Source organism: Massilia sp. GCM10023247 (assembly GCF_042653325.1).
Lineage (GTDB): Bacteria > Pseudomonadota > Gammaproteobacteria > Burkholderiales > Burkholderiaceae_D > Telluria.
In genome coordinates, this window is record NZ_JBHSIB010000022.1 from 36,942 (window position 1) to 60,485 (window position 23,544).

General features: G+C 66.5%; 24 protein-coding genes. 9 read left to right on the forward strand and 15 right to left on the reverse strand.

Annotated features, from left to right (window positions below; translation table 11 throughout):
• The first annotated feature begins 120 nt into the window (after positions 1-120).
• Positions 121-1,518 carry an argininosuccinate lyase gene (gene argH, locus ACFPAH_RS16940; RefSeq protein WP_379747628.1) on the forward strand — a complete coding sequence of 466 codons (1,398 nt, stop codon included), beginning with the start codon at positions 121-123 and terminating at the stop codon, positions 1,516-1,518.
• 6 nt (positions 1,519-1,524) lie between these two features.
• Here the strand turns inward: argH and ACFPAH_RS16945 are convergent, their stop codons facing one another.
• Positions 1,525-2,415, reverse strand: coding sequence for a LysR substrate-binding domain-containing protein (locus ACFPAH_RS16945; RefSeq protein WP_379747630.1), 891 nt, complete (start codon positions 2,413-2,415; stop codon positions 1,525-1,527).
• 102 nt (positions 2,416-2,517) lie between these two features.
• Here ACFPAH_RS16945 and ACFPAH_RS16950 point away from each other — a divergent pair, with 102 nt between their 5' ends.
• Entirely contained in the window at positions 2,518-3,528 is a 1,011-nt protein-coding gene (locus ACFPAH_RS16950; RefSeq protein ID WP_379747632.1) for a YeiH family protein, read from the forward strand.
• A 96-nt stretch (positions 3,529-3,624) separates the two neighbouring features.
• Entirely contained in the window at positions 3,625-3,852 is a 228-nt protein-coding gene (locus tag ACFPAH_RS16955) for a hypothetical protein (RefSeq protein WP_379747634.1), read from the forward strand.
• A 16-nt stretch (positions 3,853-3,868) separates the two neighbouring features.
• Here ACFPAH_RS16955 and ACFPAH_RS16960 read toward each other — a convergent pair whose 3' ends face one another.
• Entirely contained in the window at positions 3,869-4,426 is a 558-nt protein-coding gene (locus ACFPAH_RS16960; protein WP_379747636.1) for a cupin domain-containing protein, read from the reverse strand.
• Between the two features lie 522 nt (positions 4,427-4,948).
• Here ACFPAH_RS16960 and ACFPAH_RS16965 point away from each other — a divergent pair.
• Positions 4,949-5,209, forward strand: coding sequence for a hypothetical protein (locus ACFPAH_RS16965; protein ID WP_379747638.1), 261 nt, complete (start codon positions 4,949-4,951; stop codon positions 5,207-5,209).
• Positions 5,210-5,377: 168 nt separating this feature from the next.
• Here the strand turns inward: ACFPAH_RS16965 and paaZ are convergent, their stop codons facing one another.
• From paaZ to paaA, 12 genes are all read right to left on the reverse strand, one after another.
• A complete protein-coding gene (paaZ, locus tag ACFPAH_RS16970; RefSeq protein ID WP_379747640.1) occupies positions 5,378-7,429 on the reverse strand; it encodes a phenylacetic acid degradation bifunctional protein PaaZ in 2,052 nt (683 codons plus the stop codon).
• Between the two features lie 71 nt (positions 7,430-7,500).
• Positions 7,501-8,100: a phenylacetic acid degradation protein PaaY gene (locus ACFPAH_RS16975; protein ID WP_379747642.1), complete on the reverse strand. Its 600-nt coding sequence runs from the start codon at positions 8,098-8,100 to the stop codon at positions 7,501-7,503.
• Between the two features lie 11 nt (positions 8,101-8,111).
• Positions 8,112-9,317 (reverse strand): 3-oxoadipyl-CoA thiolase, encoded by a 1,206-nt coding sequence (gene pcaF / locus ACFPAH_RS16980; RefSeq protein ID WP_379747644.1) that lies wholly within the window; start codon positions 9,315-9,317, stop codon positions 8,112-8,114.
• Positions 9,318-9,332: 15 nt separating this feature from the next.
• On the reverse strand, positions 9,333-10,649 hold the full coding sequence (paaK, locus tag ACFPAH_RS16985) for a phenylacetate--CoA ligase PaaK (protein WP_379747646.1): 1,317 nt from the start codon (positions 10,647-10,649) through the stop codon (positions 9,333-9,335).
• Positions 10,650-10,674: 25 nt separating this feature from the next.
• A complete protein-coding gene (gene paaI / locus ACFPAH_RS16990) occupies positions 10,675-11,112 on the reverse strand; it encodes a hydroxyphenylacetyl-CoA thioesterase PaaI (protein WP_379747650.1) in 438 nt (145 codons plus the stop codon).
• A complete protein-coding gene (locus ACFPAH_RS16995) occupies positions 11,102-12,667 on the reverse strand; it encodes a 3-hydroxyacyl-CoA dehydrogenase (RefSeq protein WP_379747652.1) in 1,566 nt (521 codons plus the stop codon). The genes paaI and ACFPAH_RS16995 overlap by 11 nt, the downstream gene beginning before the upstream one ends.
• Before the next feature lie 2 nt (positions 12,668-12,669).
• A complete protein-coding gene (gene paaG / locus ACFPAH_RS17000; RefSeq protein ID WP_379747655.1) occupies positions 12,670-13,461 on the reverse strand; it encodes a 2-(1,2-epoxy-1,2-dihydrophenyl)acetyl-CoA isomerase PaaG in 792 nt (263 codons plus the stop codon).
• 19 nt (positions 13,462-13,480) lie between these two features.
• Positions 13,481-14,557: a 1,2-phenylacetyl-CoA epoxidase subunit PaaE gene (paaE, locus tag ACFPAH_RS17005; protein WP_379747657.1), complete on the reverse strand. Its 1,077-nt coding sequence runs from the start codon at positions 14,555-14,557 to the stop codon at positions 13,481-13,483.
• A 14-nt stretch (positions 14,558-14,571) separates the two neighbouring features.
• Positions 14,572-15,102 (reverse strand): 1,2-phenylacetyl-CoA epoxidase subunit PaaD, encoded by a 531-nt coding sequence (paaD, locus tag ACFPAH_RS17010; RefSeq protein ID WP_379747659.1) that lies wholly within the window; start codon positions 15,100-15,102, stop codon positions 14,572-14,574.
• The gene (gene paaC / locus ACFPAH_RS17015; RefSeq protein WP_379747661.1) at positions 15,102-15,854 is read right to left on the reverse strand and encodes a 1,2-phenylacetyl-CoA epoxidase subunit PaaC; all 753 of its coding nucleotides are present in this window, start codon (positions 15,852-15,854) and stop codon (positions 15,102-15,104) included. Before paaC ends, paaD begins: the two co-directional genes overlap by 1 nt.
• Before the next feature lie 8 nt (positions 15,855-15,862).
• Entirely contained in the window at positions 15,863-16,147 is a 285-nt protein-coding gene (paaB, locus tag ACFPAH_RS17020) for a 1,2-phenylacetyl-CoA epoxidase subunit PaaB (protein ID WP_078033736.1), read from the reverse strand.
• 107 nt (positions 16,148-16,254) lie between these two features.
• Positions 16,255-17,244 (reverse strand): 1,2-phenylacetyl-CoA epoxidase subunit PaaA, encoded by a 990-nt coding sequence (paaA, locus tag ACFPAH_RS17025; RefSeq protein WP_379747664.1) that lies wholly within the window; start codon positions 17,242-17,244, stop codon positions 16,255-16,257.
• 118 nt (positions 17,245-17,362) lie between these two features.
• Here paaA and paaX point away from each other — a divergent pair, with 118 nt between their 5' ends.
• From paaX to ACFPAH_RS17050, 5 genes are all read left to right on the forward strand, one after another.
• Positions 17,363-18,292 (forward strand): phenylacetic acid degradation operon negative regulatory protein PaaX, encoded by a 930-nt coding sequence (gene paaX, locus ACFPAH_RS17030; protein WP_379747666.1) that lies wholly within the window; start codon positions 17,363-17,365, stop codon positions 18,290-18,292.
• A gap of 118 nt (positions 18,293-18,410) precedes the next feature.
• Complete coding sequence (locus tag ACFPAH_RS17035; protein ID WP_379747668.1) at positions 18,411-19,556, forward strand: M14 family metallopeptidase; 1,146 nt, start codon at positions 18,411-18,413, stop codon at positions 19,554-19,556.
• A 49-nt stretch (positions 19,557-19,605) separates the two neighbouring features.
• Complete coding sequence (locus ACFPAH_RS17040; protein WP_379747670.1) at positions 19,606-19,839, forward strand: hypothetical protein; 234 nt, start codon at positions 19,606-19,608, stop codon at positions 19,837-19,839.
• Positions 19,840-20,044: 205 nt separating this feature from the next.
• Complete coding sequence (locus tag ACFPAH_RS17045) at positions 20,045-21,511, forward strand: ATPase domain-containing protein (RefSeq protein ID WP_379747672.1); 1,467 nt, start codon at positions 20,045-20,047, stop codon at positions 21,509-21,511.
• Positions 21,498-23,231, forward strand: coding sequence for a response regulator (locus ACFPAH_RS17050; RefSeq protein WP_379747674.1), 1,734 nt, complete (start codon positions 21,498-21,500; stop codon positions 23,229-23,231). Before ACFPAH_RS17045 ends, ACFPAH_RS17050 begins: the two co-directional genes overlap by 14 nt.
• A gap of 48 nt (positions 23,232-23,279) precedes the next feature.
• Here ACFPAH_RS17050 and ACFPAH_RS17055 read toward each other — a convergent pair whose 3' ends face one another.
• Entirely contained in the window at positions 23,280-23,519 is a 240-nt protein-coding gene (locus ACFPAH_RS17055; protein WP_379747676.1) for a hypothetical protein, read from the reverse strand.
• Positions 23,520-23,544: the final 25 nt, after the last annotated feature.

Consider the following 23,544-nt stretch of genomic DNA (forward strand, 5'->3'; position numbering starts at 1 on the left):
ACAAGTTAAACAATCGAATCATCGTTGATTTTCGCTTCCTTGTCATGTGGCTACGATGGCGCCTGTCAGGCAGTGCACAGGGTGCGCGTTTATAATCCAGTAAATCAACCGGAACCCACCATGACCGAACAATTCTCCAAAAAAGCCGAAGCCTGGTCGGCACGCTTCTCCGAACCCGTATCGGATCTCGTCAAACGCTACACGGCCTCCGTCTTCTTCGACAAGCGCCTGGCCATGTTCGACATCGAAGGCTCGCTCGCGCATGCCGAGATGCTGGCCGCGCAGGGCATCATCAGCGCCGGCGACCGCGCCGAGATCGAGCGCGGCATGGCGCAGATCCGCAGCGAGATCGAGGCGGGCAGCTTCGAATGGCTGCTCGACCTCGAAGACGTCCACCTGAACATCGAAAAGCGCCTGACCGAACTGGTCGGCGACGCCGGCAAGCGCCTGCACACGGGCCGCTCGCGCAACGACCAGGTGGCGACCGACATCCGCCTGTACGTGCGCGCCGCGATCGACGACGTGGTCGACCTGCTGAACCGCCTGCGCGCCGCGCTGACGGACCTTGCCGAGCGCAACTACGACACCATCATGCCGGGCTTCACCCATCTGCAGGTGGCGCAGCCGATCACCTTCGGCCATCACATGCTGGCCTATGTCGAGATGTTCGGGCGCGATGCCGAGCGCATGCTCGACGCGCGCCGCCGCGTGAACCGCCTGCCGCTGGGCGCCGCGGCCCTGGCCGGCACCACCTTCCCGATCGACCGCCTGCGCGTGGCCAAGACGCTCGGCTTCGAGGACGTCTGCCACAACTCGCTCGACGCCGTCTCGGACCGCGATTTCGCGATCGAATTCACGGCCGCCGCCTCCCTGATCATGATGCACGTATCGCGCATGTCGGAAGAGCTGGTCATGTGGATGAGCCCACGGGTCGGCTTCATCGACATCGCCGACCGCTTCTGCACCGGCTCGTCGATCATGCCGCAAAAGAAAAACCCGGACGTGCCCGAGCTCGCGCGCGGCAAGACCGGCCGCGTGTACGGCCACCTGACCGCCCTGCTGACCCTGATGAAAGGCCAGCCGCTGGCCTACAACAAGGACAACCAGGAAGACAAGGAACCGCTGTTCGACACCGTCGACACCGTGCTCGACACGCTGCGCATCTTCACCGACATGGCCGGCGGCATCACCGTCAAGCCGGACAACATGCGCGCCGCCGCCCTGCAAGGCTATGCGACGGCGACCGACCTGGCGGACTACCTGGTCAAGAAGGGCCTGCCCTTCCGCGACGCGCACGAAGCCGTGGCCCATGCCGTGCGCGCCTGCGACGCTGCCCAATGCGACCTGTCGGAAATGTCGCTCGAGCGCCTGCGCGAATTCTCTGCGCTGATCGAGGACGACGTGTTTGCCGTGCTGACGCTGGAAGGTTCCGTAGCGGCGCGCGACCACGTGGGCGGCACCGCGCCGAACCAGGTGCGCCGCGCGATCGAACGGGTGCGCGGGCAGTTGAAGGGCTGATCCGATTCAGGTCGGTTCGTCGCCGCGCATGCACGCCTCGAAGGCCGCCGCCGCGCGGCTGCGGTGACGCGCCCGGTGCCGCAGCAAGGAAAAGCTGCGCACCGGCAGCTCGAAATTCGCCGTTTTCAATAAACCCGCCTGCAACTGCGAGGCCACCACCAGTTCCGACATGGCGGTGGCGAACGGCCCGGCCATGACGGCGCTGCGCACCGCCTCGTTTGCGGGCAGGCCGAGAGCCACCTGCAACTCGCCGGGCGCGATGCCCTGCGCGGCCAGCGCCGCTTCGAAGGCCGAGCGTGTGCCGGAACCGGGCTCGCGCAAGATCCAGCGCGCGGCGCGCAAGTCCGACGCCTGCAAGGCGCGCCCGTCCGCCCAGGGGTGCCCGGGCGCGACCACAATCACCATCCTGTCCTCTCCGACCGCCTCGTTCGACAGCGCCGGATCGTCGATCGCGCCTTCGACAAAGCCGAGGTCGGCCACGCCTTCCAGCACCGCCCGCGCCACGTTCTCCGTATTGCCCATCTCCAGCAGCAGGTCGATCGCCGGGTAGGCCTGGCGAAAGCGCACCAGCACCGCCGGCAGCCAGTAGCTGGCGATGGTCTGGCTCGCGTGGATCGACAGCGAACCGCGCCGCAATTCGCCGAGCTCGGCCAGCGTCGCCTCGGCGGCGCGCGCGCTCGCCAGCGTGCGGCGCGCTTCCTCGCAGAAGATGCTGCCCTCTTCGCTGAGCTCGATCCGCCGGCCGATCCGGTGGAACAAGGTGGTGCCATACCGCTCTTCCAGGGCCTTGATCGACGCGCTCACGGCCGACGGCGTCAGGGACAGGGCCGCTGCCGCCTGGGTCAGGTGCTGGCGTTCGGCCACGGCGACAAAGATACGCAATTGCTCAAGGGTCATCGTTCGCTTCAGGTGAATGAATCGTTCAATATTATCAGATGGACCGAACGATTCCCGCAGGACATACTTATGCGGTCAACGTATATCGATATAAGAAAAACGATGAAGACCGCTTTCTCTTCCTTGCGCACCGCCCTGCCCGGGCTGCTGCTGTGCGCCGGTGTCACCCTGGCAGCGTCGCTGCTGGAACAGCTCGAAGTCCAGCTCTTCGGACGGGCCTGGCTTGAAAGCCTGGTGCTGGCCATCCTGCTCGGCACCGGCATCCGCACGCTGCATGCGCTCGACCCGCGTTTCGAGCCCGGCATCCAGGTCGGCGCCAAGCTGCTGCTCGAGATCGCCGTCGTCTTGCTGGGCGCATCGGTGAGCGCCGGTGCCTTGCTGGAAAACGGCGTGGAACTGATCGCCGGCATTGCCGCCGTGGTCGTGCTCGCCATCCTGCTGAGTTATGGGATCGGGCGCGCCGCCGGCCTGCCGAACAAGCTGGCCTTGCTGATCGCCTGCGGAAATTCGATTTGCGGCAACTCGGCGATTGCCGCGGTGGCGCCGGTCATCGATGCCGACGGCAAGGACGTGGCCGCATCGATCGCGTTTACGGCGGTGCTCGGGGTCGTCGTGGTGCTGGGCCTGCCGCTGCTGGTCGAGCTGCTCGCGTTCACGCCGGTGCAGTACGGCGTGTTCGCCGGCCTCACCGTCTACGCGGTGCCGCAGGTGCTGGCGGCGACCAGTCCGGTGTCGGCTGCGAGCGTGCACATCGGCACCCTGGTCAAGCTGGTGCGGGTGCTGATGCTGGGGCCGGTCGTGCTGTTCCTGTCGGTGTTCGGCCGCGGCAACGGCCCTGCCCGCCCGTCGCTGGCGCACCTGGTGCCCTGGTTCATCCTCGGCTTCCTGTTGCTGTTGTGCCTGCGTACGCTGGGCTGGATCCCGCAAGCGGCGCTGGGGCCGGCGCATGCGGCGGCGAATCTGCTGACGGTCATGTCGATGGCGGCGCTCGGGCTCGGCGTCGACGCCCGCGCCGTGCTGCGCGCCGGCGGCAAGGTGGTGGCCGTGGTCGTGTCTTCGCTGCTGGGCCTGGGTGCGATCAGCCTTGCCTGCATCGAGCTGCTGGGTGTGTGAGCAGCCGGCGGCCTTGCGCGCACGGTTAAGACGACCACCGACGCGCTTCCCTCCCCTCGCTAGAATCCCGACAAGATCTTAGCGCAGGGGAACGTGATGCAACGCTACAAAAACCTCAGCGGCGAATCCGGCGTGCTCGCCTACGAGATCGGCGACCGCTCGATCACGGTGCGTTTCAGCGGCGGCGAGCGCTACCTGTACACCGACCAGAGCGCCGGCGCCGACAACATCGCCGAGATGCAGCGCCTGGCCACGCTCGGCAGCGGCCTGTCGACCTTCATCAGCCAGGTGATCCGCGACCGCTACGAGCGCAAGCTCGACTAGGCAGCGCCGCGGCAGCTCAGCCGCGGTCCTCCGGATGCGGATCGGTGCGCACCACGCGCTGGCCGATCGTATGCTCCTCGATACCGGGGCTGCCCATGGGCACGGCCGCATCGCCGCGCTGCGGGTAGGGCGTGCCGTCCTTGTGCGTGTAGCTGCCGCTGGCGCCGTCGTACATCAGGTCGATGTCCGGGTAGGTGGCCTTGTCCTCGGGCACATTCGGGCCGACCGCCAGGAACAGGGCATTGCCCCAGCCGCGATTGACCAGGTGGTGGCCGTTCGGCCGCCCGGCCGGAAAGGCTGCGCAGTCGCCGGCGCGCATCAAGGTCTCGCCCTCGTCGGTGATGAGCGTCAGCTCGCCGGACACGACCATGACGAACTCGTCCTCATGGGTGTGCCAGTGCCGCTGCGACGAGGCCGCGCCCGGTTTCAATTCGACCAGGTTGACGCCGAACTGGGTCAAGCCGCCCGCCTCGCCCAGCGCCTGCCGGCTGCGGCCGTTGACTGCCTCGGCGAAAGCTTCGGGATAACCGGTGCCGCTCAATACGGGAATACTGCTCAGGTCTAACCGCGACATACACGCTCCATGGCAAGTGAGGACATTGGAAGGGGACGACGATGAGCGCCTAACAAAACCTCCATGGCTGCGTTGCAGCGTCTCGCCGTACAGGCGTACTGTCTTCAACGCCGCGCCTTGCCATGAAGGCTTTGTTAGTCGCTCCAGGCTACATTATGCACGCCTTGGCCTTGCGCGCCTCGCATGACGTTAGCTGTTGTGCTGCATCAAATAATACGCGTGCGCAAGACAACGGTGCTTGCACCTGGCTGCACGATTAGAGTTGTCTTAGTGCATCTAAACTTGCAATGAGTTGACTTTCAATCAAGCGCCGCCCTCGGCAGAACTCATCTATGATTGGGAGCTCTCGGCGTGCCCAAGCGCGGAGCGCCGGTACGGTCGAGTGCCGGCATTTTCCTGCAAAAGCAGGCATATCGCTGACTTCGTAGTGAAGTAGGACCATCTGGAGCGCCAGCGCATGCGTTGGCGACGGCTCATCGTCTCGCTGTGGCAGAGCGGGCCGTGGCGCTCTATTTATGAGGAATGAAGAACATCATGACAACCAATGCAGTATTGCACGCAGTTGAGACGCCAGAACGGTATTACCGGGACACGCCTGTTGTTTCAAGGAGCGCGAGTTATGTCAGGAAGAATTTCGAAATGGCCCAAGCAGTGTACCGGGCGCAAATCATTCAAGGTGTTGCAGGGGCCGGTGCTGCCCGGCTCTTCCTGAGCTGTGCAGGAGCAGACGCGGCGCTGATCGAACGGATCGTGTCCCGCGCGCCTTCGAACCTGCGTCGTTAATCGGCGCTGACATCCGGCAGGGCCCTGCCCTGCCAAGCCAGCTTGCGCCACCCGCGCGCCTTTGCCGGCCGGCCGTAAGGCGCCTGGCGAGGCCGAGCGCGCCCTTCCCCAGCAAGCACAGCATTGCCAGTCGAGGCCGTGCCTGAAACCTCAGGCACGGCCCGGTCCTCAGGCGCGTTTCTGCACCAGCGTCAAAATGTCGTAACTGGCCACCAGTTCGTCGTCCTGGTTCGTCACCTGCACGTCCCACGCCACCACGCCCTGCCCGCGCCCCAGTTCGTCGGTACGGTTGCGGTCGACCTTGCGCTTGCAGGTGAGGCGGGCGCGGATGGTGTCGCCGATCGCCACCGGCGCGACAAAACGCAGGTTGTCCAGGCCATAGTTGGCCAGCACCGGGCCCGGCGCCGGCGACACGAACAGGCCGGCCGCCGCCGACAGCACGAAGTAGCCGTGGGCGATGCGTTTGCCGAACTGGGTGTCTTTCGCCGCGATCTCGTCGAAGTGCATATAGAAATAGTCGCCCGAGACGCCGCCGAAATTGACGATGTCCGCTTCGCTCACCGTTCTCCGGTGGGTCAGCAGCGAGTGGCCGATTTCCAGGTCCTCGAAATGGCGGCGGAAGGGGTGGATCTCCGATTCCTTGACCGCGCCGCCGCGCACATACTCGCCGGTGACGGCGGTCAGCATGGTCGGCGAGCCCTGCACCGCCGCGCGCTGCAGGAAGTGCTTGACTGCGCGGATGCCGCCCAACTCCTCGCCGCCGCCGGCGCGCCCCGGGCCGCCGTGCTTCAGCTGCGGCAAGGGCGAGCCATGGCCGGTCGAGTCGACCGCCGCCTCGCGGTCGAGAATGTGCACGCGCCCGTGCGAGCTTGCTGCGATCGGCACCGCGTGCGCCGCGATCGCCGGATCTTTCGTGGCGAGCGTGGTCACCAGGCTGCCGCGGCCGAGTGCGGCCAGGTGCAGGGCCTCGTCGATGTCGCGGTAGGTCATCATCGTGCTGACCGGGCCGAAAGCCTCGATGTCGTGCACGGCGGCGTTGATCGCCGCGTTGCGGCACAGGAGCAGGGTCGGCGCGAAGAAGGCGCCGTTCGCGCAGCCTTCGCCGACCGGGTTGAAGCCGTGCTGGGCGCCGAAGACGATCTCGTTGCCGCGCGCGAGCATCTCGACCCGTTCCGACACGTCGCGGTGCTGGTCCATCGAGGCCAGCGCGCCCATGCGCACGCCTTCCATCTTCGGGTTGCCGACCACGATCTTCGAGAGCCGGTCGCGCAGGCGCTGGCCCAGCGCATCGACGTGCTGCTCGGGCACGATGACGCGCCGGATCGCCGTGCACTTCTGGCCGGCCTTGCCGGTCATCTCGCGCGCCACTTCTTTCACGAACAGGTCGAATTCCGGGTCGTCGGGCGTGACGTCCGGCGCCAGGATCGCGCAGTTGAGCGAGTCGGCTTCGGCCGTGAACGGCACCGATTCGCGGATCAGGTTGGGGTTGGCGCGCAGCTTGGCGGCGGTGTCGGCCGAACCGGTGAAAGTCACCGCATCGAAACCGGTCAGGCGATCCAGCAGGTCGCCGGTGCTGCCGATCACGAGCTGCAGCGCGCCTTCGGGCAGCAGGCCCGACTCATGCATCATCTTGACCACCGCATGGGTCAGGTAGCTGGTCGCGGTCGCGGGCTTGCCGATGCAGGGCATCGCGGCCAGAAAACTCGGCGCGAATTTCTCGAGCAGGCCCCAGATCGGGAAATTAAAGGCGTTGATGTGCACGGCGAGGCCGCCGCGCGGCACCAGGATGTGGGTGCCGGCGAAGCCGCCGCGCTTGCCCAGAGCAATCGCCGGGCCTTCGTGCAGCACGTTCGAGGACGGCAGCTCGCGCCCGCCCATGCTCGCGTAGGCGAACAGGGTGCCGATGCCGCCTTCGACGTCGACCCAGCTGTCGGCGCGCGTGGCGCCGGTCAGGTGCGAGATCTCGTACAGCTCTTCCTTCCTCTCCATCAGGTACAGGGCCAGGGCCTTCAGGCGCTGGGCGCGGGTCTGGAAGTCGAGCTTCATCAGGCCCGGCACGCCCGTCTTGCGGGCATAGGTGATCGCCTCGTCGAAGTCGATTTTCTCGGCGTGGGTGTGGTAGACCAGCTGGCCGTCGAGGGCGCTGTGCAGGGGGGTGTGGGCTTCCTGGCCGATCCAGCGGCCGCCGATCCAGCTTTGCAGGGTGCTTGCTTGTGGCATGTTGTTGTCTCCTCGGGACTGTTTGCGCGGGTGGTGTGCAGGCGGCGTACCGCGTGGACACAGGTGTCACCCTACTTTTTGGGGGCGTGTTTGCCGGTGGCGCTGAAGTCGAAGGCGGGGCGGTTCGCTTCGATCTCGGTGAAGGCCTCGACCTCGCGCATGGTGTTCAGGGAACGCACCGCCAGCTCGTGGTACTGGCGGGTGCCGAAACTCTTCCACTGGATTTCGTCGTCGCGCAGCGTGCGCGTCACGCACGCGGGCATGCCCATCACCATGCTGCGCGGCGGGATGACCATGCCGGTTTTCACGAAGCTCATCGCGGCGACGATCGACTCCGCGCCGACCACGGCGTTGTCCATCACGACCGAGTTCATGCCGATCATCGCATTGCGCCCGATGCGGCAGCCGTGCAGCACCGCGCCGTGGCCGATGTGGCCGTCGACTTCGATCACGGTCTCTCCATCGTGGAAGCCGTGCATCACACAGGTATCCTGGACGTTGACGCCCTCTTCCAGGATCAGGCGCCCGAAGTCGCCGCGCAGCGAGGCGAGCGGGCCGATGTAGCAGCGCGGGCCGACGATGACGTCGCCGATCAGCACGGCCGTCGGGTGCACGTAGCTGCTGGGGTGGACGACCGGGCGCACGCCGTCGATTTCATAGACTTTGACCACCTCGGTTCTCCTTACACCCGCTCGATGACGAGGGCGATGCCCTGGCCGACGCCGATGCACATCGTGCACAGCGCGTAGCGCCCGCCGCTGCGCTGCAGCTGGTACACGGCGGCGGTCACCAGGCGCGCGCCGGAGGCGCCCAGCGGGTGGCCGAGGGCGATCGCGCCGCCGTTCGGGTTGACGTGGGCGGCGTCGTCGGCCAGGCCCAGGTCGCGCATCACGGCCAGGCCCTGGGCGGCAAAGGCTTCGTTCAGTTCGATCACGTCCATCTGGCCGATGCTCAAGCCCGTCTGCGCCAGCACTTTCCTGGTCGCCGGCGACGGTCCGAAGCCCATGATGCGCGGCGCCAGGCCCGCGGTGGCCATGCCGACGATGCGCGCTTTCGGCGTCAGGCCGAAGCGGTCGGCGGCCGCGCTGGAGGCGATCAGCAAGGCGCAGGCGCCGTCGTTCACGCCCGAGGCGTTGCCGGCGGTGACGCTGCCGTCCGGGCTGACCACGCCCTTCAGTTTGGCCAGCGCTTCGATGGTGGTGTCCGGACGCGGGTGCTCGTCGGTGTCGAACACGCGCGACTCGCCTTTCTTCGAATGCAGGGTGACCGGCACGATCTCGTCCTTGAACAGCCCGGCCGCGTTGGCGCGTGCCCAGCGCTGCTGGCTGCGGATGGCAAAGGCGTCCTGGTCGGCGCGGCCGACGTTGAAGTCGCGCGCCACGTTCTCGGCCGTCTCCGGCATCGAGTCGATCCCGTACTTCGCCTTCATCAAGGGATTGACGAAGCGCCAGCCGATGGTCGTGTCCTCGATTTTCGCCGCCCGCGAGAAGGCGGAATCGGCCTTGCCCATCACGAAAGGCGCGCGCGTCATGCTCTCCGAGCCGCCGGCGATGATCAGGTTCGCTTCGCCGGCGCGGATCGCGCGGCCGGCCAGGCCCACGGCGTCCAGGCTTGAGCCGCACAGGCGGTTGATGGTATTGCCCGGCACCTCGGGCGGCAGTCCGGCCAGCAGGCCGGCCATGTGGCCAACGTTGCGGTTGTCTTCGCCCGCCTGGTTGGCGCAGCCCCAGTACAGGTCGTCGACCATGGACCAGTCGACGCCCTTGTTGCGCTCGATGAGCGCGGCGATCGGCAGCGCGGCGAGGTCATCGGCGCGCACGGAGGCGAGCGCGCCGCCGTAGCGGCCGAAAGGGGTGCGGATGGCATCGCAGATGTATGCGTCGATCATGATTCAGTCTCCTCGTCAGGTATTCTTGGGACGCTGGTCCACCACGCGCCGGGCCTTGCCGGTCAGCGTGCGTTCGATGCCCATCGGCGGCATCAGGGTCACTTTGGTGCTCACGCCGACATAGGTCTTGATGCAGTGCTGGAGTTCGCGGCACAGCGCCTCGACCGTGTCGGCCGGCGCGCCGGCTTCGCGCAACTCGCCGAACACGGCCAGCGTGTCGAGGTTGCCCTCTTTCGCCACCACCAGCTGGTACTGCGGCGCCAGCGCCGGCATTTTTAAAATCAGTTCCTCGATCTGGCTCGGAAACACGTTCACGCCGCGGATGATCAGCATGTCGTCCGAGCGGCCCGTGATGCGCCCCATGCGCCGCATCGAACGCGAGGTCGGCGGCAACAGGCGGGTCAGGTCGCGCGTGCGGTAGCGGATGATCGGCAGCGCTTCCTTGGAGAGCGAGGTGAAGACCAGCTCCCCTTCGGCGCCGTCGGGCAGCACTTCGCCCGTGTCGGGGTCGATGATCTCGGGATAAAAATGGTCTTCCCAGATGACCGGGCCGTCCTTGCTCTCGATGCATTCGCTGGCGACGCCCGGCCCCATCACTTCCGACAGGCCGTAGATGTCGACCGCGTCGATCCCCGCTTCCTGTTCGATGGCACGGCGCATGGCGTCGGTCCAGGGCTCGGCGCCGAAGATGCCGACCTTCAGCGAGGACCGGGCCGGATCGATCCCCTGGCGCTTGAACTCCTCGACGATGTTGAGCATGTACGAGGGCGTGACCATGATGATGGACGGTTGAAAATCGCAGATCAGCTGCACCTGCTTTTCGGTCTGCCCGCCCGACATCGGCACCACCGTGCAGCCCAGGCGCTCGGCGCCGTAGTGGGCGCCCAGGCCGCCCGTGAACAGGCCATAGCCATAGGCGACGTGCACCATGTCGCCCGGACGCCCGCCCGCCGCGCGAATCGAGCGCGCCACCACGTCGGCCCAGGTGTCGATGTCCTTCTTGGTGTAGCCGACCACGGTCGGTCGGCCCGTGGTGCCGGACGAGGCGTGCACGCGCACCACCTGCTCGCGCGGCACCGCGAACAGGCCGAACGGGTAGTTGTCGCGCAGGGTCTTCTTGTCGGTGAACGGGAATTTCGCCAGGTCGGCAAGCGTCTTCAGGTCGCTCGGATGCACGCCGGCCGCGTCGAAGGCCTGGCGGTAGTGCGGCACGTTCTCGTAGGCATGGGAGAGCGACCACTTCAGGCGCTCGAGCTGCAGCGCCTGCAGCTCGTCGCGGCTGGCGCGCTCGATCGGTTCGAGCTCACCTGGCATTGGAATACGCTGGACCATCTGGATCTCCTTCGGGGATGTCGGATCAGGCGGGAACGTCGGCCACCATGCCGCTCACGCGGTGCGACTTGCCGCGAAATAGCGCAATGGTGCGCCCTTCACCGTCCGTCACGGTGACGTCGTAGACGCCGGTTTTACCTTGCAAGGCCTGCTCGACGGCTTCGGCCACCAGCAGTTGTCCTTCGCGGCCCGGCGCCAGGTAGTCGATCGTGCAGCCGGCGCCGACGGTATTGAAATTGTGCGAATTGCAGGCGAAGGCAAAAGCGCTGTCGGCCAGCATGAAGATGTAGCCGCCGTGGCAGGTCGCATGCCCGTTGAGCATGTCGGCGCGTACCCGCATGCCCATGCGCGCATAGCCGGGACGGATCGCGTCCAGGGTCATGCCCAGCGCCTGGCTGGCAGGATCGCGCTCGTACATGGTCTTGCCGGCCAGTTCGGCCAGCGACTGGGGATCACACTGCATGGAAACGCGGCTCCGCTGGGTTGGCGGCGAGCTTGCGGCGCAGCAGCGGCGAGACGCGGTAGCGCTCCTCGCCATAGGTGGCGCCGAGCTTGGCGAGCGTCGTCACGATGTGCGCGATACCGACCGCATCGGCCCAGGCCAGCGGCCCGCGCGGGTAATTCACGCCCTTTTGCATCGCGATGTCCACCGCGTGCGCGCTGCAGACGCCCTGGTTGACGGCGTCGGCCGCTTCGTTGGCGAGCATGGCGACGGTGCGCATCACGGCCATGCCCGGCACGTCGTCCAGGCGCGTGACCTCGAAGCCGGCCGCCTGGAACAGGCCGACCGCGGCGTGATAAGCCTCATCGCTGCACTGGTCGGCGCGCGCCAGGGCAATCCGCGTCGCCTTCGCGTGGTCGAACAGCAGGTCGTAGACGACCGTGTTCGCATGCCCATTGGCGGCGGCGCGCTCGGTGGCGCTGCGGCCGTCGCTCAGGAAGATCGCGGCGCCGTTGCAATGGAAGGCCGGCGCCTCGTTCTTCTCGGCGCCGTGCAGCGGCTCGCGGTGCGCGACCGTGAAGCCGGCGGCGGCCAGGCGCGCTTCCATCGGCGACAGCACGCTGGTCGTCACTTCGCGCGCCACGCTGATGGCCACCGCGTTCGGACGCGGCTGGGCCGGCTCGGTTTGCACGCTTGGCTTCACCGCGTCGTCGCCATAGCGATAGAAGCCGCGCCCCGTCTTGCGGCCGAGGAAGCCGGCGTTCACCATTTCCTGCTGCAGCACCGAGGGCGTGAAGCGCCCGTCGCCGTAATAGGCGGCGTGCACCGATTGCGTCACCGAGAAGTTGACGTCGTGGCCGATCAGGTCCATCAGCTCGAAGGGGCCCATGCGGAAACCGCCGCCCTCGCGCATGACGGCGTCGAGCGTGGCCGCATCGGCGGCGCCCTCCTGCAGCAGGCGCAATGCCTCGGCATAGAACGGCCGGGCGACGCGGTTGACGATGAAGCCCGGTGTCGATTTCGCATGCACCGGATCCTTGCCCCAGGCCTGGGCCGTGGCGAAGACGGTATCGGCCACGGCCTTGTCGGTGGCCAGGCCACTGATCACTTCGACCAGCGCCATCAGCGGCACCGGGTTAAAGAAGTGCATGCCGACCAGGCGTTCCGGACGGCTCAAGGGTGCGGCGATCGCCGTCACCGAGATCGAGGAGGTGTTGGTCGCCAGGATGCAGCCTTCGTCGACGATGGCTTCCAGGTCGACGAACAGCTTGCGCTTGGCCTCGACGTTTTCGACGATCGCTTCGATGACGATCGCCGCTTCGCGCACGCCCTCGAGACTGTCGACCGCTTGCAGGCGCTCGCGCGCGAGATCGGCATCAAGCGCGCCCATGCGGCCCTTGTCGGCCAGCTTGGCGTAGACCTTGCCGATCTCGCCGATGGCCTTCGCGGCGGCGCCCTCGCGGGTGTCGAACAGGCGCACCTGATGGCCGGCGGCCGCCGCGATCTGGGCGATGCCGGAACCCATGGCGCCGCTGCCGATGACGGCGACGACGCTATTCTTTGCCAGGCCTTCCATCCTTACTCTCCCTTGAATTGCGCCGGGCGCTTGGCGACGAAGGCGGCGACGCCTTCGCGGTAGTCGTGGCTGTAGCCGAGTTCGCGCATCATCTGCCCTTCCAGTTGCAGCTGTTCCGGCAGGGTATTGGCGTAGCTCGCCTGCAGCGCTTTCTTGGTAAAGGCGAGGCCCTTGGTGGGTGCCGTCGCAAAATGGTCGGCCATCGCCATCGCTTCGTCCATCAGCGCTTCGTCGGGCACGCAGCGCCAGATCAGGCCCCATTCTTCCGCCTTCTCGGCCGGGAGCTTGTCGCCCAACATGGCGAGGCCCGTGGCGCGCGCCATGCCGATCAGGCGCGGCAGGTGCCAGGTGCCGCCGGTGTCCGGGATCAGGCCGAGCTTGCAGAAGGCTTCGATGAAGCTGGCCGATTTGGCGGCCAGCACGATGTCGCAGGCCAGGGCCAGGTTGGCGCCGGCGCCGGCGGCCACGCCGTTGACGGCGCAGATCACGGGCAGCGGCAGGCTGCGCAGGGTCATGACCAGCGGCGCATAGAATTTTTCGACGGACTCGCCCAGGTCCACGCCAGGCGCGCCCGGCGCCACCGCGCGGTCGCCCAGGTCCTGGCCGGCGCAGAAACCGCGGCCGGCGCCGGTCAGCACCAGCACGCGCACGGATTTGTCGGCCTGCAGCTTGTCGAGCGCGTCGCGCACCTCCAGGTGCATGGCCTGGGTAAAGCTGTTCAGGCGGTCGGGACGGTTCAGGGTGAGGACGGCAACGCCGTTTTCAATGCTGAACAGGATCGATTCGTAGCTCATGCGTGTCTCCTGGTTTTTTTTAATCGTGCTGGTCGAAGTCGACGATCACCTTGTCCGTGATCGGGAAAGCCTGGCAGGACAGCACGAAGCCGCGCGCGACCTCGTAGTCTTCCAGCGCATAGTTCACGTCCATCTCGACATTGCCGTCGACGACCTTGCAGCGGCAGGTCGAGCAGACGCCGCCCTTGCAGGAGTAGCGCATGTCGATGCCGGCGCGGATGCCCGCGTCGAGGATCGATTCCTTGTCCTTGTCCATCGTGAAGCTGGCGGCGCTGCCGTCCATGATCACGGTGACTTCGGTCTGCTGGTGCGTTCCTGCCGCTACCGGGCGCGGTTTATGTTCGTGTTTCGGGATGCTGGCGGCGAACAGCTCGATGCGGATCTTTTCCTTGGCCATGCCGGCTTCCTGCAAGGATTTGGACACGCCGTGCATCATGTCTTCCGGGCCGCAAATAAAGGCGATGTCGATGTCCTGGATGTCGATCCAGTGCTGCAAGAAGGCGCTGCACTTCTCGCCGGTGATGCGGCCGTTGAACAGTTCGATGTCCTGCTGCTCGCGGCTCATCACATAGACCAGTTTCAGGCGCCCCATGTACAGGTCCTTCAGGTCGGTCAGCTCGTCGCGGAAGATGACGGACGACGACGCCCGGTTGCCGTAGACCAGGGTAAAACGGCTCTTCGGCTCGGCCTGCAGCGTGGTCTTGATGATCGACAGGATGGGCGTGATGCCGCTGCCGGCCGCAAAGGCGAGATAGTGGCGCTCGCTGTCGGGTTCGAGCGGCACGTTGAAGTGGCCCATCGGCGGCATCACCTCCAGCGTGGCGCCCGGCTGCAGGTGCTCGTTGGCCCAGCTCGAGAACAACCCGCCGGGCGTGCGCTTGATGGCCACGCGCAACTGCTCGTCCTGCACCGCCGAGCAGATCGAATACGAGCGGCGCACGTCTTCGCCGTCGATCAGGGCGCGCAGGGTCAGGTGCTGGCCCTGCTGGTAGGCGAAGGTCGATTTCAGTTCGGGCGGCACGGCGAAGGTGACGGCGATCGCGTCGCGCGTCTCGTGCTTCACCTTGGCCACGGTGAGTGGATAGAATTTGCTCATGGTCGCTTACGCCACTAGTGGCACTTGAAGTAATCGAAAGGCTCGCGGCAGTCGAGGCATTTGTACAACGCCTTGCACGGGGTCGAGCCGAACTGGCTGGTCAGCTGGGTGTGGGTCGAGCCGCAGTTCGGGCAGGCGATCTCGGGCTCCTTGAAGGCGCCGCGCTTGATGTTGTCACGGCGTCCGCTGCGCAGGCCGCTGATATCGATCGCCTGCTGCACCGGCGGTGCGATCCCATAGCCTTTCAAGGCCGCCTTGCCGGTCTCGCTCATCCAGTCGGTGGTCCAGGCCGGGGACAGCCGGTTCACCAGCTTCACGTTTTCCAGGCCGCGTGCGTGCAGGGCCTCGGTGACGGATTCGGCAATCACCTGCATCGCCGGGCAGCCGGAATAGGTAGGCGTGATGGTGACGACGCACTCGCCGTTGGCGATATCGACCTCGCGCACGATGCCGAGGTCGACGATCGAGATCACGGGAATCTCGGGGTCGGGCACCTCGCCGAGCCAGGCCCAGACCTGCTCGCGCGTGACGGGCTGGGCGATCATTACCACTGCGCTCCCGGATAGGCGCGCTGCAGGAACTGCATCTCGGCCAGGATATAGCCGAGGTGCTCGCTGTGGCGGCCCTGCTTGCCGCCGCGCTGCATCCAGGCGTCCGGCGACGGCATCGTCAATGTTGCCTCAAGCAGGATCTCGCCCACGTGCTCCAGGAAAGCGGCGCGCAGGCCTTCGCTTGCCGGCGCGATGCCCTGCTCGACCATTGCGTTATCGAGCTCGTCGTAAATGAACACCTCGCCGCTGTACATCCACAGGTCGTCGAGCGCGGCCTGCATCTTCGCGTGGCTGACATCGGTGCCGTCGCCCAGGCGCACCACCAGGTCGCCGCTGCGGCGCAGGTGGTAAGTCACTTCCTTGAGCGATTTTTCGGCGATCTCGGCGATGCGCTGGTCGCTCGACCTGGTCAGGCCCTGCATCAGGAAGTAGTGCCAGGTATCGAACAGGAACTGGCGCATCATCGTGTCCGCATAGCTGCCGTTCGGCTGCTCGACGAGGAGGACGTTGCGGTATTCGTGGGCGTCGCGGTGGAAGGCGAGCCGGTCCTCGTCGCGCCCCTGCCCTTCGAGCTCGCCGGCATAGGTCAGCCACATGCGGGTCTGGCCGAGCAGGTCGAGCGCGACGTTGGTGAGCGCCATGTCTTCTTCCAGCGCCGGGCCCTTGCCGCACAGCTGGGACAGTTGCTGCGACAGGATCAGGGCGTTGTCGCCCTGGCGCAGCAGATACTGGGTCTTTGCATCCATGGCCGTACTCACAGGTTTTTCACTTCTTCCGGCATCGGGAAGAAGGTCGGGTGGCGGTAGACCTTGCTGTTGGCGGGCTCGAACAGGGCTTCCTTGTCGGCCGGGCTGGAGGCGACGATGTCGGCGGCGCGCACGACCCAGATCGAGACGCCTTCGTTGCGGCGGGTGTAGACGTCGCGCGCGTTGTTGATCGCCATTTCGGCGTCAGGGGCGTGCAGGCTGCCGACGTGCTTGTGGGCCAGGCCGTGCTGGCTGCGGATGAAAACTTCCCACAGGGGCCATTCTTTGCTCATGCTTGTCTCCGGTGATTCAGGAATATTTTTTGGACGTTGTAGCGTTCGGGTAGGCGTAAGCCGCTTGAACGCGTGGACGGCGAAGCCGTCCACCCTACGTCCCTTCGTTACGCGGCGGCCTTCTTCGCGGCTTGCTTGTCGGCGTGGGCGACTAACGCATCGCGGAACCATGCGCCGTCGTCCCAGGCTTTTACGCGGGTGCGCAGGCGTTCGCGGTTGCAGGGGCCGTTGCCCTTCAGGACGTTGTGGAACTCGCTCCAGTCGATCTCGCCGAACTCGTAGTGGCCGGTGTCGGCGTTCCATTTGAGGTCGGGGTCGGGGATCGTCAGGCCCAGGTATTCGGCTTGCGGCACGGTCTGGTCGACCATGCGCTGGCGCAGTTCGTCGTTCGAGAACAGCTTGATGCGCCATTTGGTCGATTGCGCGCTGTTGACCGATTCGGCGTCGGACGGGCCGAACATCATCAGCGAGGGCCACCACCAGCGGTTCAGCGCATCCTGGGCCATCGCCTTCTGTTCCGGCGTGCCTTTGGCCAGGCTCATCATGATGTCGTAGCCCTGGCGCGCGTGGAAGGACTCTTCCTTGCAGACGCGGATCATGGCGCGCGCATACGGGCCGTAGGAGCAGCGGCAGAGCGGGATCTGGTTGATGATGGCCGAGCCGTCGACCAGCCAGCCGATCGCGCCCATGTCGGCCCAGCTCAGGGTCGGATAATTGAAGATGCTCGAGTACTTGGCTTTACCGGAATGCAGGGCCGCCAGCAGCTCGTCGCGCGAGACGCCCAGGGTTTCGGCGGCGCTGTATAAATACAGGCCGTGGCCGGCTTCGTCCTGGATCTTCGCCAGCAGCACCGACTTGCGCTTGAGGGTAGGCGCACGGGTCACCCAGTTGCCCTCCGGAAGCTGGCCGACGATTTCCGAATGCGCGTGCTGGGAAATCTGGCGGATCAGGGTCTTGCGGTAGGCTTCCGGCATCCAGTCCTTGGCTTCGATCTTCACGCCCGCGTCGACCCGGGCCTGGAAGGCCTGTTCTTCGAGGCTCATGTCTTCTTCGCTCTGGACCTTTTTCAGGCCCGTTTCCACCAGTTGCGCATACATGGTCAGTCTCCCATTGCAAACATCGTGAGGAGATAATACGATACAGAATTCGGGATGTACACCAAAATTTTGAATCATATCCAGAAGCAATAGGCCGCTACTCATTCACCGGGACCGCATGAAACAACTGACCAGCACGGAGTGGATCGCCCACTCGCTCGCCCTTGAACCACCGCGCTCGAAATCGCTCGTGATGACGGTGTTCGGCGACACCGTCGCGCCCCACGGCGGCGCGGTCTGGCTGGGCAGCCTGATCGAACTGCTGGCACCGCTCGGCGTGACCGACCGCCTGGTGCGCACCAGCGTGTTCCGGCTGGTGCAGGAAGGCTGGCTGAACGCCAGCCGCGAGGGACGGCGCAGCCGCTACGGTTTCGATCCGAAATCGCTGCCGCGCTTCCAGCGCGCCGACCGCCGCGTCTACGCGCCGCCCGGCCTGCACTGGGACGGGCGCTGGACGCTGGTGCTGGCACCCAACGGCAGCATCGACGGCGAGCTGCGCTCGGCGGTGAAGAAAGAGCTGGAGTGGGAAGGCTTCGCCATGCTCGGCCCCGGCCTGCTGGCCCATCCGGCGGCCGACACCGAGGGGCTGCGCGACGCGCTCGACCGCACGCGCGCCACCGGCCGCGTGTTCGTGCTGACCGCGAACGAGCTGCCCGGGGCCGGCTCGCGCCCCTTGCCGGAACTGGCACAGGACGGCTGGGACCTGACGGCGGTGGCGCGCAGCTATGTCGAGTTCATCGGGAAGTTCACGCCGCTGCTGGCCTTGCTGCGCGAGCAGGTCGAGATCGCCCCGGCCGACGCCTTCGTGATCCGCTCGCTGCTGATCCACGCCTACCGCCGCCTGCAGCTGCACGACCCGCTGCTGCCGATCGAGCTGCTGCCCGATCCGTGGCCGGGCTCGGACGCCTACGAGGTGGCGCGCGCGATTTATGGCCTGGTGTGCGCGCAGGCCGAGGTGCACGTCGATGCGGTGCTCAAACGCGAGGACGAGGCCGCGCCGGCGGCGGACGAGGCGTTTTATCAGCGCTTCGGCGGATTGCGCGGATGATCGCCGTTGTAGGGTGCGCACTCGTGCGCACGCGGTACACGACATGATCCGTCGCGCTCCCTTTCCCGCCCACGAAACGGAGTATCATCTCGGCTTTACGCAATCAATGGAACCTACCATGTCCATCAAGATCAGCAGCCAGTTCGACGCTGGCGCCATCGAGATCGTCAACGCCACAAGCGCCGGCGCCATCGACCTGAACATCCGCAAGGATTCGCACGCCGACATCACCCAGTGGTTCTACTTCCGCCTGCAGGGCGCGCAGGGCCAGGCCTGCACCATCCGCCTGCTCAACGCCGGCCAGGCCGCCTACCCGAAGGGCTGGGAAGACTACAACGCAATGGCGAGCTACGACCGCATCAACTGGTTCCGCGTGCCGACCTCGTTCGACGGCGACGTGCTCACCATCGAGCACACCCCGGGCATGGACAGCGTCTACTACGCCTATTTCGAGCCGTATTCGTGGGAACGCCACCTCGAGCTGCTCGACCGCGCGCAGATGAGCGAGAACGTGCGCATGCTCGACCTGGGTTCGACCGTCGACGGCCGCGACCTGAACATGCTGGTCATCGGCGAGCCTGCCGAGGGTAAGAAGAAGGTCTGGGTCATCGCGCGCCAGCACCCGGGCGAGACCATGGCCGAGTGGTTCGTCGAAGGCATGCTCGACGCCTTGCTGGACCCGGCGCATCCTTTCGGGCGCCAGCTGTTGAAGGAATCCGTGTTCTACGTGGTGCCGAACATGAACCCGGACGGCTCGGTACGCGGCAACCTGCGCACCAACGCCGCCGGCGCCAACCTGAACCGCGAGTGGCTCAACCCGAGCATGGAGCGCAGCCCGGAAGTGTTCCTGGTGCGCCAGAAGATGCACGAGACCGGCGTCGACCTCTGCCTCGACGTGCACGGCGACGAAGGCCTGCCCTACGTGTTCATCGCCGGCAGCGAATCCCTGCCGAACTTCACCGCCGAGCAGGCTGCCGCGCAACAGCGTTTCAGCGACGACTTCAAGATCGCCAGCCCCGACTTCCAGGACGTGCACGGCTACGGCGCCACGCCCTACACGGAAGAAACGCTGACCATGGGTTCGCCCCACATCACGCACGCCTTCGGCTGCCTGTCGCTGACGCTGGAACTGCCGTTCAAGGACAACGCCAACGACCCCGACCCGCTGGTCGGCTGGGATGGCGCGCGCAGCGCCCGCCTCGGCGCGGCGGTGCTGCAGCCGGTGCTGCAGTCGATCCGCGCACTACGTGACGCGATCAAATAAAACCGAACGCCCCGCCTGCCGGGGCGTTTTTCCCCCTGAAGGAAGCACCATGACCATCTTTTCCGCCCCCGTCTTCGACGCCACCGTGATCTACAACGGCCAGGAACTGTTCAAGGGCCGCGGCGCGGCCGAGGGCTGGGCCGCCAAGGTCGCAAAGGAAATCGAAGCCCCGGTGACGGTCGAGAAGATCGGCACCGGCTGGGCGCTGCGCGGCCAGGTCGACGGCGTCGACGTCAGCTGGGGCATCTACGGCCAGCGCCTGAGCCGTATCGAGCCGGCCTGAGCTTTTTTCGGCCCGCCCTGCCGCGCACAGCGGGGCGCCGCAGGCTGTCCGAAGCACACTATAATTGCTCCTTGCAGAGCGCCGTGACGTATCCGGCGCCACCTACCCGGTCGGGCGAGCTTCGGTATCGGTCCCGGCCACTTCAATAGGCCGTACCATGAATTCCGACTTTCCAGCGCGCCCCGCGGCGCTTCCAGGACCACGCATGTCGACCGGCGTTGCCGGACTCGACGACATCCTGGCCGGCGGCCTGACGCCGCAACGCATCTACCTGGTCGAGGGCTCGCCCGGCGCCGGCAAGACCACGCTCGGCCTCCAATTTTTACTCGACGGCGTCGCCAAGGGCGAGAGCGGCCTGTACATCACCCTGTCCGAAACCGCCGCCGAACTCAGCGCGGTGGCGGCCAGCCACGGCTGGTCGATCGAGGGCTTTTCGGTGTTCGAACTGGCCGGCGACCAGGCGCTCGACATCGACGCCCAGCAGTCGGTGTTCCACCCGTCCGAAGTCGAACTCGGCGAAACGACGCGCAACGTGATGAACCAGGTCGACCGCTTGAAACCGGTGCGCGTGGTGTTCGACAGCCTGTCGGAAATGCGGCTGCTGGCGCAGAATCCCTTGCGCTACCGGCGCCAGATCCTCGCCCTGAAACAGTTTTTCGGCGCGCGCGGCTGCACCGTGTTGCTGCTGGACGACAAAACCAGCGCCTCCGACCAGCATCTGCACAGCATCGCCCACGGCGTCATCAGCCTCGAACAGATCGCCAAGGAATTCGGCAAGGAGCGGCGCCGGGTCAACATCATCAAAATGCGCGGCATCCGCTTTCGCGGCGGCTACCACGACTACAACCTCGATACCGGCGGCATCACCATGTTCCCGCGCCTGGTGGCGGCCGAACACATGCGCGACTTCACGCCCGAGGTCAGCTCGAGCGGATCGCAAGGTTTCGACGAGCTGCTGGGCGGCGGCCTGGTGCGCGGCACCAACACCCTGATCGTGGGGCCTTCCGGCATCGGCAAGACCACGCTCTCGGCACGCTGCCTGCTGTCGGCCATGGAACGCGGCGAAAAGGCCGCCTTCTACCTGTTCGACGAGGGCCTCGGCACCTTCTTTGCGCGCAGCGCGGCGCTCGGCATGGACCTGCGCCCCTACGCCGAGAACGGCCAGCTCAACCTCCAGCACATCGACCCGGCCGAGCTGTCGCCGGGCGAGTTCGCGCAGAAGCTGCGCGACGCGGTCGAGGTCGACGGGGTCAGGTTCATCGTCATCGACAGCCTGAACGCCTACCTGCAGGCGATGCCGGGCGAGCAGTACCTGACGCTGCAGATGCACGAGCTGTTGTCCTACCTGAACCAGCAGGGCGTGACCACGGTCCTGGTGCTGGGCCAGCACGGCCTGATCGGCGAAGTGCGCACCGACGTCGACCTCAGCTACCTGTCCGACACCACGGTGCTGCTGCGCTTTTTCGAATCGAACGGCCGCCTGCGGCGCGCGATCACGGTCATCAAGAGCCGCACCACGACCCACGCGCTGACCATCCACGAACTGCAGCTCGGTCCCGACGGGGTGCGCATCGGCGAGCCGCTGGCCGGCTTCGAGGGTGTGCTGACGGGGCTGCCGAGCTATCGCGGCACGACGGCGATGATGCCGACTCCTCTCCATGCCGCTGAATAACACCTCCGAAGAACGCATCCTCGTGTTCGCGCCGCGCGGGCGCGATGCCGATGTCATGTGTTCGGTCCTGACCGACGACGGCTTCGATTGCGACATCATGCCCGGCTTCGAGGCCTTCGTCGCCCACATCGAGGCCGGCGCCGGCGCGGCCATCGTGGCCGAGGAAGCGCTGGCCGACGTCGACCTGACGCGCCTGCGCGCCTGGCTCGAGGGCCAGCCGCCCTGGTCCGATTTCCCCTTCGTCGTACTTCTTGGCAAGGTCATCGGGATGGCGCCGGACGGTGCCCGCGCCCGCATCAACCAGCTCGGCAACGTGGTCCTGCTGGAACGCCCGCTCAATGCCCAGACCCTGCGCAGCGCGGTGGCCTCGGCCCTGCGCGCGCGGCGCCGCCAATACGGCTCGCGCGACGTGCTGGCCGACCGCGAGCGCACCGCCTCGAGCCTGCGCCAGAGCCAGGAAGCGCTGGTGCACCTGAACGAGACGCTGGAGGCGCGCATCGAGGAACGCACCCGCGCGCTGGCCCAGGCCAACGACCGCGTGATGAACGAAGTGATCGAGCGCGAGCGGGTGCAGCAGGCAATGGTGCAACTCCAGAAAATGGAAGCGATCGGGCGCCTCACCGGCGGCATCGCGCACGACTTCAACAACCTGCTCAACGTGGTCCAGGGCAGCATGGACCTGATCCTCCTGATGTCGAAGGACGAGGTGGCCAGGAGCCGCGCCGAGGTGGCGCGCCGCGCCTGCCAGCGCGGCGCCAAGCTCACCAGCCAGTTGCTGGCCTTCTCGCGCAACCAGACCCTCGACTTGCGCCCGCTCGACGTGCAGTTGCTGTTCGAAGGCGTGCAGGAACTGGTCGCCACCTCGCTCGGCTCGAGCATCCGCCTGCACTTCGCCGTCGAAACGCCGGGCAGCAGCGTGATGGCAGACCGCAACCAGATGGAAATGGCCTTGCTCAACCTGGCCATCAACGCCCGCGACGCAATGGACGGCGGCGGAGAATTGCGCTTCGAGGCGGGCCCGGCGGCGCCGCCCGCGGACCTGCTGCCGGCCGGCCAGTATGTCCGGATCGCGGTCACCGACAGCGGCGAAGGCATGCCGCCCGAGATCGCCGCGCGCGTGTTCGAGCCCTTCTTCACGACGAAAAGCGTCGGCAAGGGCACCGGCCTGGGCCTGTCCCAGGTCTACGGCATGGCCCAGCAGTCCGGCGGCGCGGCGCGCATCCTCAGCGAGCGCGGCGTGGGCACGACGGTGGAAATCTGGCTGCGCGCCGCCGGCACCAGCGCCGATGCCGCGCCGGTGCCGTCCGCGACCGCGGCGCCGCCGCGTCCGGGCGCGCGCATCCTGGTGGTCGAGGACGACGATTTCGTGCGCGAATCGATGGTCGAATCCTTGCAGGCGCTCGGCCACACCGTGGCGCAGGCGCCGAACGGCGAGGCCGGCCTGCGCGAACTGGAACGCGCGCAGCCCGACCTGATCATCACCGACTACCTGATGCCGGGCATGACCGGGGCCGAGCTGGTGCGGCGCGCCCGCGTGCTGCTGCCGGACGTGCCGATGATCATCGCCACCGGCTACGCCGACATGAAGGCGATCGAGCAGGTCATCGACGACGACATGCTGCTGCGCAAACCCTTCCAGCTGGCCGGACTGGCGGCGATCGTCGAGCGCGCCTTGCAGAAGGTGGACAAGGAAGACACGGCCGCATCGAGCGCGGCCTGAGCGGGAGGGCGCGGGCCTACTGAACCCGCTCCTTCCGCAATCCCGACGTTACAGCTGCACGCCCAGGTGCGTGTCGATCCAGGCGTGCGCGTCCTCGATGCTGTCGAAGTGCACGGTCGCGATCACCGTCTTGTCGCTCGCCAGGCAGCTGGCATACACCCGTTTCTCGTCGGCCGAACTGAGCAGGTCGGACTGGGGCGCCAGCTCGACCGATGCGACCAGGTCGAGGTTCAGCAGGACGGCCTTCTTTCCGTTGTTTTCCTTGTCGATACGAACGAATTTGCTCACGGTGTTCCTTTGGTTGAATACGGCG

Bases quoted from the DNA above. Each gene is read 5' to 3' on its own strand.
- argH (WP_379747628.1), top strand. From the start codon at position 121: ATGACCGAACAATTCTCCAAAAAAGCCGAAGCCTGGTCGGCACGCTTC.
- ACFPAH_RS16945 (WP_379747630.1), bottom strand. From the start codon at position 2,415: ATGACCCTTGAGCAATTGCGTATCTTTGTCGCCGTGGCCGAACGCCAG.
- ACFPAH_RS16950 (WP_379747632.1), top strand. From the start codon at position 2,518: ATGAAGACCGCTTTCTCTTCCTTGCGCACCGCCCTGCCCGGGCTGCTG.
- ACFPAH_RS16955 (WP_379747634.1), top strand. From the start codon at position 3,625: ATGCAACGCTACAAAAACCTCAGCGGCGAATCCGGCGTGCTCGCCTAC.
- ACFPAH_RS16960 (WP_379747636.1), bottom strand. From the start codon at position 4,426: ATGTCGCGGTTAGACCTGAGCAGTATTCCCGTATTGAGCGGCACCGGT.
- ACFPAH_RS16965 (WP_379747638.1), top strand. From the start codon at position 4,949: ATGAAGAACATCATGACAACCAATGCAGTATTGCACGCAGTTGAGACG.
- paaZ (WP_379747640.1), bottom strand. From the start codon at position 7,429: ATGCCACAAGCAAGCACCCTGCAAAGCTGGATCGGCGGCCGCTGGATC.
- pcaF (WP_379747644.1), bottom strand. From the start codon at position 9,317: ATGATCGACGCATACATCTGCGATGCCATCCGCACCCCTTTCGGCCGC.
- paaK (WP_379747646.1), bottom strand. From the start codon at position 10,649: ATGGTCCAGCGTATTCCAATGCCAGGTGAGCTCGAACCGATCGAGCGC.
- paaI (WP_379747650.1), bottom strand. From the start codon at position 11,112: ATGCAGTGTGATCCCCAGTCGCTGGCCGAACTGGCCGGCAAGACCATG.
- ACFPAH_RS16995 (WP_379747652.1), bottom strand. From the start codon at position 12,667: ATGGAAGGCCTGGCAAAGAATAGCGTCGTCGCCGTCATCGGCAGCGGC.
- paaG (WP_379747655.1), bottom strand. From the start codon at position 13,461: ATGAGCTACGAATCGATCCTGTTCAGCATTGAAAACGGCGTTGCCGTC.
- paaE (WP_379747657.1), bottom strand. From the start codon at position 14,557: ATGAGCAAATTCTATCCACTCACCGTGGCCAAGGTGAAGCACGAGACG.
- paaD (WP_379747659.1), bottom strand. From the start codon at position 15,102: ATGATCGCCCAGCCCGTCACGCGCGAGCAGGTCTGGGCCTGGCTCGGC.
- paaC (WP_379747661.1), bottom strand. From the start codon at position 15,854: ATGGATGCAAAGACCCAGTATCTGCTGCGCCAGGGCGACAACGCCCTG.
- paaB (WP_078033736.1), bottom strand. From the start codon at position 16,147: ATGAGCAAAGAATGGCCCCTGTGGGAAGTTTTCATCCGCAGCCAGCAC.
- paaA (WP_379747664.1), bottom strand. From the start codon at position 17,244: ATGTATGCGCAACTGGTGGAAACGGGCCTGAAAAAGGTCCAGAGCGAA.
- paaX (WP_379747666.1), top strand. From the start codon at position 17,363: ATGAAACAACTGACCAGCACGGAGTGGATCGCCCACTCGCTCGCCCTT.
- ACFPAH_RS17035 (WP_379747668.1), top strand. From the start codon at position 18,411: ATGTCCATCAAGATCAGCAGCCAGTTCGACGCTGGCGCCATCGAGATC.
- ACFPAH_RS17040 (WP_379747670.1), top strand. From the start codon at position 19,606: ATGACCATCTTTTCCGCCCCCGTCTTCGACGCCACCGTGATCTACAAC.
- ACFPAH_RS17045 (WP_379747672.1), top strand. From the start codon at position 20,045: ATGTCGACCGGCGTTGCCGGACTCGACGACATCCTGGCCGGCGGCCTG.
- ACFPAH_RS17050 (WP_379747674.1), top strand. From the start codon at position 21,498: ATGCCGCTGAATAACACCTCCGAAGAACGCATCCTCGTGTTCGCGCCG.